Origin of the sequence: Streptomyces sp. MUM 203J (assembly GCF_022414595.1) — a bacterium.
GTDB lineage: Bacteria > Actinomycetota > Actinomycetes > Streptomycetales > Streptomycetaceae > Streptomyces.
In genome coordinates this window covers 1-6,972 of record NZ_JADWYO010000113.1, presented here as the reverse complement: position 1 = coordinate 6,972, position 6,972 = coordinate 1, and the positions used below count along the sequence as shown (strand labels likewise).

Genomic DNA, 6,972 nt, shown 5'->3' with positions numbered 1-6,972 from the left:
CCTGCGCACCGGGCAGGCGGGCATCGCCCTGGCCCGGCTGCGGTTCGCGCGCGAGGCCGCCGCAGCCGAGGGCGGGACGCCCGACCCGGCCCTGGTGGAGGCCGCGCTGCGGACCGCCGCCGACCTTGACGCCGTGGCGCGGGGCAAGCGCGTGCCGGGGCTGGCGGCACCCGAACCGGCTGGGCTGCTGGACGGTCTGACCGGCGCCGCCCTGCTGCACCTCGAACTCCACGCCCACACCGGTGAACCGTGGCTGCTGGACGCGGCGGCGACCGCCCTGCGCTCGGACGCGGCGCGGTGCGTGACGATGCCGGGCGGGACCGTGCAGGTGCGCTACGACGGCCGCCGCCATCTGCTGTACGTCGACCGGGGGAGCGCCGGTCTCGCGCTGGTGGTCAGGCGCTACCTCGCCCACCGTGAGGATCCCGCGCTGGCCGGGCTGATTCCGGGGGTACGGCGGGGCTGCGCCTTCGAGTTCGTCCGCGAGCCCGGCCTGTACTCCGGGCGGGCGGGACTGCTGGCCGCCGGGCACGGGCTGGACGCGGCAGGGGAGGGCGAGGGCCCGGCCGCCGATCTGACGGCTTCCGTGAGGAACCTGTCCTGGCACCTGGTGGCCGAGGGGGACCTGCTGCTGGTCCCCGGGGCGGGGCTGCTGCGCCACTCCGCCGACCTGGCGACTGGCGCGGCCGGGCTGCTGCTCGCGCTGCATGTGCTGTCCGGCGCGGGCGGTACGGGCGGCGCGGTGCCGGACGTGCCGGACCTGCTCACCCTGGGGTGAGCGCGGAGGTCCCGTACCGCGCGTACAGCCGGACCAGCGGGGGCAGTTCGTATCGTGCCGCGTGCGCGGTGACCTCGCCGCTCGGTGAGGTCACCACACCGGCGTCGATCAGCTCCTCCACCACCCGTACGGCCCGCCGCTCGTCGCAGCCGAGGATCCCGGCGGCCCGGGGCACGCCGAACGGGCCGCTCTCCGTTCCGGCGGCCAACCGTGCCGCGTCGCGGCCGTACTCCGCGGGCAGCGCGTCCCAGGCCCGGGCGAGCCGCCGCCTCACCGAGACGTCCCCGGCCGTCAGTTCCTCCAGTGCCCCGGCGGGCTCCGCGAGCCGGTCCGCGAACTCCCGCAGCGGAAGGTGGCGCAGCACGGCCAGCCGCATCCCGCTGACCCGCACGGCCAGCGGCGCGTGCCCACAGGCCCGTACGATCCGCAGCGCGGCGTCCCGGTCGGCCCGGACCCGCCCGTGCCCGACGAGCCCGCCGAGCAGTTCCAGGGCCTCGGCGCCGCTCAGTGGCGGCAGGGCGACGCGGTGCACGGGCGCGAGACCGCCCAGCTGGCCGTGCGCGGTGAGCAGCATCCGGCTCTGCCCGCGGCAGGGGAGCAGCGGCCGTACCGCGCGCTCGTCCGGTACGTCGTCCAGGACCACCAGCACGCGGTGTCCGGCCGCCCACTCCCGCCAGGCCTCGGGCCCCGGAGGCCGGCGGAGTCCCGCCAGGTCCCCCAGCTCCGTGAGCACCTCGCCCAGGGACCGGGGTCTGCCGTCCGGGTCCCGCAGCGTGACGTACAACCGCCCGTCCTCGAACCGGTCGCCCAGCAGATGCGCGGCCCGCACCGCCAGCGCGGTCTTCCCCGCCCCGGCGGGGCCGGTCAGCAGCACCGGCACCGGCCCCGAGGCGGCCGGTTCGCCGTCCAGCAGGTCCAGGACCTCCCGCAGTTCCTCACCGCGCCCGGCGAAGTCCCCAACATCGGGCGGCAGCGCCGTCGCCGCCCCGGCGTCCCCATCGTCCGCGCCGCCCCTCCCGTCACGCGGCCCGGCCGCGCCGTCTCCCTCGCCGTGCCCGGCGCCCGCGAGGACCGCCCGGTGGCGTGCGGCCATCGCCGCGCCCGGCTCCAGGCCCAGTTCCCTGGCCAGGAGCTGCCGGTAGTCCTCGTACACGGCCAGCGCCTCGGCCTGCCGCCCGGACCGGCTGAGCGCGTACATCCACGCCGCCCGCAGCCGCTCCCGCAGCGGGTGACGCTCTGCCAGGTCCTGCAGCCCCTCGACGACCGCGGGCGCGCGGCCCAGCTCCAGCTCCGCCTCCGCCCAGCTCTCGTAGGCGGTGAGATGGCGCAGTTCCAGCCGTTCCGCCTCCTCCGCGAGCCTGGGCGACTGCCGCAGGTCTCCCAACGGCGGCCCCTGCCACAGGTCGAGCGCCTCGCGCAGCAGCCGGGCGGCCGGCCGGGGACGCTGTCCCTCGGCGGCCCGCACCAGCGCGCGGAACCGGAGGACGTCCAGCTCCTCCTCGGCCACGCGCAGCAGGTAGCCGCCGCAGGTGTGGGTGAGCCGTGGCCGGTCCTCCCGGTCGCCGTCCTCCGCGAGCAGCCCGCGCAGCGTGCTGACGTACACCTGGAGGTTCTTGCGGGCCGTACGCGGCGGCTCCTCCGGCCACACCGCGTCGGTCAACGCGTCCACGGACACCGGGCTGCCGGGAGAACCGAGCAGGGTCGCCAGCACGACCCGCTGCTTGAACGGGCCGAGGTCGAGCGGCCGGGGGCCCCGGTGGACGGTGAGCGGACCGAGCACGGAGAAGCGGAGCGCGACGGGTTGCCCGGCGGGCTGCGCGAAGGGACGCGGCATGGAGCGAACCTCCGGGTGGGTGCGGGGGATGCTGGTGGGCTCGATGCTCCACGGGCCGGGTCCCCCCGCACAGTGGGGCGTAGCCCCACCATTTCGGCGCGTGCGGTGTTCGGGGGCGAGCACACCCGATGCGGGTGAGGCGCGTCTGGGGGCGGAGCCCCCAGTTTCGGAACGGCCGCCCCTAGCCTTCCGCCTGCTCCGCCGAGAACGCGCACAGCGCCGAGCGGTCCGCGCAGCCCGTCTTGGCCATCAGGCTCGCCATGTGCTTCTCCACCGTGCGCGGCGAGATGCACAGCCGCCGGGCGATCTGCTGGTTGCCCGGGCGTTCCGCGAGCAGCACGAACACCTCGTACTCGCGCGGGGTCACCCCCGCCGTCCGCAGCCCCGCGGGAATCCGCTCGCGCCCGTCCCGCCGCTGCGGGACGCTCACCCCGGCCTGGCGCAGCAAGGACCGGCAGGCCCCGGCCACCGGCTGGACGCCCGCGCCGTGGAAGTACTCCTCGGCGGTCCGCAGCCAGGCCACCGGCTCGCCCCACCCGTCGGCCAGCGCCGCCTCGGCGGTCAGCCGCAACGCCAGGTGCCAGGCCTGCGGGAACAGCTCCGCCGCCCGCCCGGCCTCCCGCAGTGACCGCAGGGCACCCTCCGGGTCCTTGTCCCGGCCCCGCAGGACCGCGTCCGCCATGCCCAGGAACAACCGGTTCCAGGCCAGTTGGGCGCCCGGCGACGCCAGAGCCTCCCGGTACGCCTCGCGCCCGCGCTCCCCGCCCTCCTCGTCCCCGTCGCGGCCGTCCAGGACCAGCAGCAGGGGGCGGAGCCCGTACCGGCCGCTCAGATAGAAGAAGCTCGGGTGTTTCCGCTCCCACGCCAGGGCCGCGTCGAGCCCGGCCAGCGCCCGCGCCCGGTCCTCCTCCAGCAGTGCGCCCACGCCCTGGCACAGTCCCCGCTGGAGCGGGACGAGCATCGACTGCTCGCCGCCCGCCCGGCGGAACCGGGTCAGCGCCCGCTCCCGGTCGCGGACCCGCCCCTGGTGGGCGGCCGTCGTGGCGTCGACGAGCAGAAGATAGCGGTGCGCGGACAGGTTGCGCACCCGGGCGCTGGCCTCCACCGAACGTTCGACGATCTCCTTGGCGCGGTCCCACCGGCCACCCAGCACGGCATGCATCGCCAGCATCCCGTCGACGGTCTGCTGGAGCGCCAGCGATCCCAGCTCGCCGGCGGCCGCGCGGGCCGTCTCCAGCCGGGCCGCCTCCCCGGTCCGCATGAACGCGTTGGCACCGAGCCGGACCAGCGCCTCGGCCCGGCACACCGGCAGCCGGTGCCGTTCCGCCACCGCCAGCATCCGCTCCAGGCAGGTGTCCGCCTCGTCGAAGCCCCGCTCCCGGGACAGCAGTGCCAGCAGCTGCCAGGCCTGGCAGGCCACCTCGGGCCGTCCCCGCTCCTCCGCGATCAGCGCGGCCGTCTCTGCGGAACGCTTCGCCTCCCGCAGGCGCTCCCGGCCGCCCTGGCCCGGCAGCAGCGCCAGATGGCCCTCCACGACCGTGAGCGCCGCCTCCTGCTCGGGGCGCGGCGCCGAACCGAGCAGCGCGCGGGCGGCCCGGATCCGGCGGAACGCCTCGTCCTGCTGCTCCGCCATGGTCGCCGCCCACGCGACCTCCCGGTGCGCCTGCGCCCGCTCCTCCGCCGCGGTGGAGCCGGGCGGGACCGGCGGCAGGTCGTCCAGCAGCGCCGACGCCGCGTCGAGCCGCCCGGACCCGGCCTGGGCGACGGCCAGATGTACGGTGACGGCGTCCCGCTCCTCCTCGGCGGCCAGGCCCCGGGCCCGCTCCAGCAGCACGGCCGCGGAACCGGACGCCCCGGCGGCCAGCATCCGCCGCCCCGCCAGGGCGAACTGGCGGGCCGCTGCGACCTCGTCGCCCGCCGCGAGCCGCAGCCCCGCCACCAACTGGCGCTCCTCGTCCGTCAGTTCCTCGCCGGACGCCTCGATGGCCAGGGCGGCACGACGGGCCAGGGACGCCCGCTCGGCCGGCGGCAGCGAGGCCCGCAGCGCGTCCGCCGTCAGCACATGGCGGAACGTGTAGTGGTCGTGGGCGGCCCCGTCCGGTGCGATGATCCCTGCCTCGGAGGCGGACCGCAGATGTGCGAACAGCGGCCGGTCGTCGAAGCCGGTCACCGCCTTCAGCACACTCACGGAGAACCGCCCGCCCAGCGTCGCCGCGGTCAGCAGCAGTTCCCGCACCGGCTCGTCCAGCCGGTCCAGCCGCCGCGCCCAGCTCCGCACGACCCCCGTCGGCACCGTCGCCTCGCCGTGCTCCGCGAGCCGCCACCCCTCGTCGGTCCTGCCCAGCTGGCCGGTGTCCAGCAGGTCCGCGAGCAGCACCTCCACCAGGTACGGGTTGCCGCCCGCCCGCCGGGCCAGCCGCCGGTGCGCCTCCGGGGGCACCTCACCCGGCGCGGCGTCCAGACAGGCGTCCACCATGTCCCCCACCGCGTCGTCGCCGAGCGGCCCCAGCTCCCGTACGACGGCGGTGTTCCGCAGCTCGGCGGCGAGCGCCAGGTCCAGGGCGGGACCGGGGTCGGGGCGCAGCGTGCCCACCAGCAGGACCGGAAGGTCGGCCACGTTGTCGACGACGTACTCGACGACCGCGATGGTCTCGGTGTCGGAGTCGTGCAGATCCTCCAGCAGGATCACACAGCCGCGCTCCCGGCCCAGCACGGCCAGCAGCCGCAGCAGCGCCTCGGCCAGCTCGATGAGCGAGTTGGGATACCCGGGCGCCGCGCCCTCGCCGCGCCACTCCGGTACGAGTCCGGCCAGCGCGGGCCGGTAGGGCGCCAGCTCCGGGTCGTCCGGGGTGCCCGCGGCCCGGAACCGGGAGGACAGCGCCTCGGCCAGTGGCCGGAAGGGAACGACGAGCCCGGTGGAGGTGGCCCGTCCGCGCAGCACCGGCGTGTTCCGGGCATAGGCGCGGTAGGCGCACTCGCCGGCCAGCCTGGACTTGCCGATTCCCGCCTCGCCGACGAGGAACACCGCCCGTCCCGCGCCCCGCCCCGCGCTGTCCAGGGCATCGCTCAGCAGCCCGGTCTCCCTGTCCCGCCCCACGATGACCGACGACGTCGCACGCATGGGCGCAGGCTACTTGATCGATTTCGGCCGTGGCAGAGGCCCGGGGGGATTCCCCGGGCCTGGTATCACCTTGACGGGCAAGTGATCTGACGTTCAATCAGTTGGCTTGTCGGTCATCCCTCGATGGTGAAGGTGGTCCACGGCGGGTCGGCGGTGTAGCCGGTGCCGCACTCGGAGGCCCTGAGCAGTCGGCTGCGCAGCCCGAGCGCCCCGCCCGTGCCGAGCGTGACCTCGCCCAGCGGGTCGTCCTGGGCCTCCGGGAGGGGACCGCCGTCGAGGTAGCTCACCGAGTCACTGATCTGCATGGTCTCCGCCTCATCCTTCGTGGTGTGTACGCGTGATGTGCCGGTGGTGCGGGTCGAGCCGTGCGGGGGCGGCGGTCAGGGGCCTGCCGCCGGGGCCGGGGGCGGCGCGGGGGTCCGCAGGAGCAGGACCGGCGGGATCCGGTCCGGGAACCCGGCCCTGAGCAGTCCGTGGCCGACCCCCGCCAGCCCGGTCAGGAGACCCGGGTGCGGGACGCCGTCCGGGGTGCCGCAGCGCGGTCCCGCCTCCTCGACGGCGCCGAGGAGGGCCCCGGCCCGCCGCACCCAGTGCGGGCGCGCCTCCGGAAGGGCGCTGTGGCCGAGCAGTTCGAGCAGCCCGGTCTCCCCGTGGCAGAGGCTGTCGTCCTGGGCCGGACCGCTCCGGCCGAGGAGGTCGACGGCCTCCCGGGCCCAGGCCGCCAGGTACGGGTCGTCCAGGGCGCCCTGGCCGTCGAGCACCGCGAGCGCGATCCCCGCACGCCCCCGGCACCAGGCCCCGTCCAGGGCTCCCGCCCGGGCGCCGGCCGGGTCCTCGGTCCCGGACCCGGCGTCCCCGGGACGGCCCGTACCGCCGTCCGGAGCCGCGTCCCCGGCGGCCCCGGCGGTCTGCGCGGCCCACCGGTCCGCCGTGCCCCGGTCCGCCGCCGTGCGGGTGCGGGCCTCGGGGCCGGTGCCGCGGAGCGGCACGCCCACGCCGTCGGCCGGCCTGCCACGCTCAGCCGTGCCGCCCGGGCCGCCGCTCGGCCCGCACCGTCCGGCCACCGGCTCAGAGGTCCCGTCGGCCCCGGCACCCCCGCCGCCCGCCGCTCCCACGGCCGCCCGCAGTGCCGCCAGGCCCCCGGCCCGGTACCGCTCGCCGCCCCCGGCCTCCGCGAACCGCAGCAGGGCCCAGCCGGCCCCGGCAGCCCCCGTCGCGAAGCCCGGCCCGGCCGGGAGG

Annotated in this window: 5 protein-coding genes; 1 reads left to right on the top strand and 4 read right to left on the bottom strand. The window is 77.2% G+C overall.

What is annotated here, in order from left to right:
- The coding region (locus I3F58_RS28910; protein WP_240111674.1) for a lanthionine synthetase C family protein at positions 1 to 778 on the top strand (778 nt) is incomplete at its 5' end.
- Here I3F58_RS28910 and I3F58_RS28905 read toward each other — a convergent pair.
- From I3F58_RS28905 to I3F58_RS28890, 4 genes are all read right to left on the bottom strand, one after another.
- Positions 765 to 2,612: an AfsR/SARP family transcriptional regulator gene (locus tag I3F58_RS28905; RefSeq protein WP_240111673.1), complete on the bottom strand. Its 1,848-nt coding sequence runs from the start codon at positions 2,610 to 2,612 to the stop codon at positions 765 to 767. The two genes, I3F58_RS28910 and I3F58_RS28905, sit on opposite strands and share 14 nt — an antisense overlap.
- A 181-nt stretch (positions 2,613 to 2,793) precedes the next feature.
- Positions 2,794 to 5,733: a helix-turn-helix transcriptional regulator gene (locus tag I3F58_RS28900; RefSeq protein WP_240111672.1), complete on the bottom strand. Its 2,940-nt coding sequence runs from the start codon at positions 5,731 to 5,733 to the stop codon at positions 2,794 to 2,796.
- Positions 5,734 to 5,846: 113 nt separating this feature from the next.
- A complete protein-coding gene (locus I3F58_RS28895) occupies positions 5,847 to 6,038 on the bottom strand; it encodes a hypothetical protein (RefSeq protein WP_240111671.1) in 192 nt (63 codons plus the stop codon).
- Positions 6,039 to 6,113: 75 nt separating this feature from the next.
- A partial coding sequence (locus tag I3F58_RS28890) for a lanthionine synthetase LanC family protein (RefSeq protein WP_275679046.1) occupies positions 6,114 to 6,972 on the bottom strand: 859 nt, incomplete at its 5' end.

Coding starts and splice junctions, on each gene's coding strand:
- I3F58_RS28905 (WP_240111673.1), bottom strand. CDS start 2,612: ATGCCGCGTCCCTTCGCGCAGCCCGCCGGGCAACCCGTCGCGCTCCGC.
- I3F58_RS28900 (WP_240111672.1), bottom strand. CDS start 5,733: ATGCGTGCGACGTCGTCGGTCATCGTGGGGCGGGACAGGGAGACCGGG.
- I3F58_RS28895 (WP_240111671.1), bottom strand. CDS start 6,038: ATGCAGATCAGTGACTCGGTGAGCTACCTCGACGGCGGTCCCCTCCCG.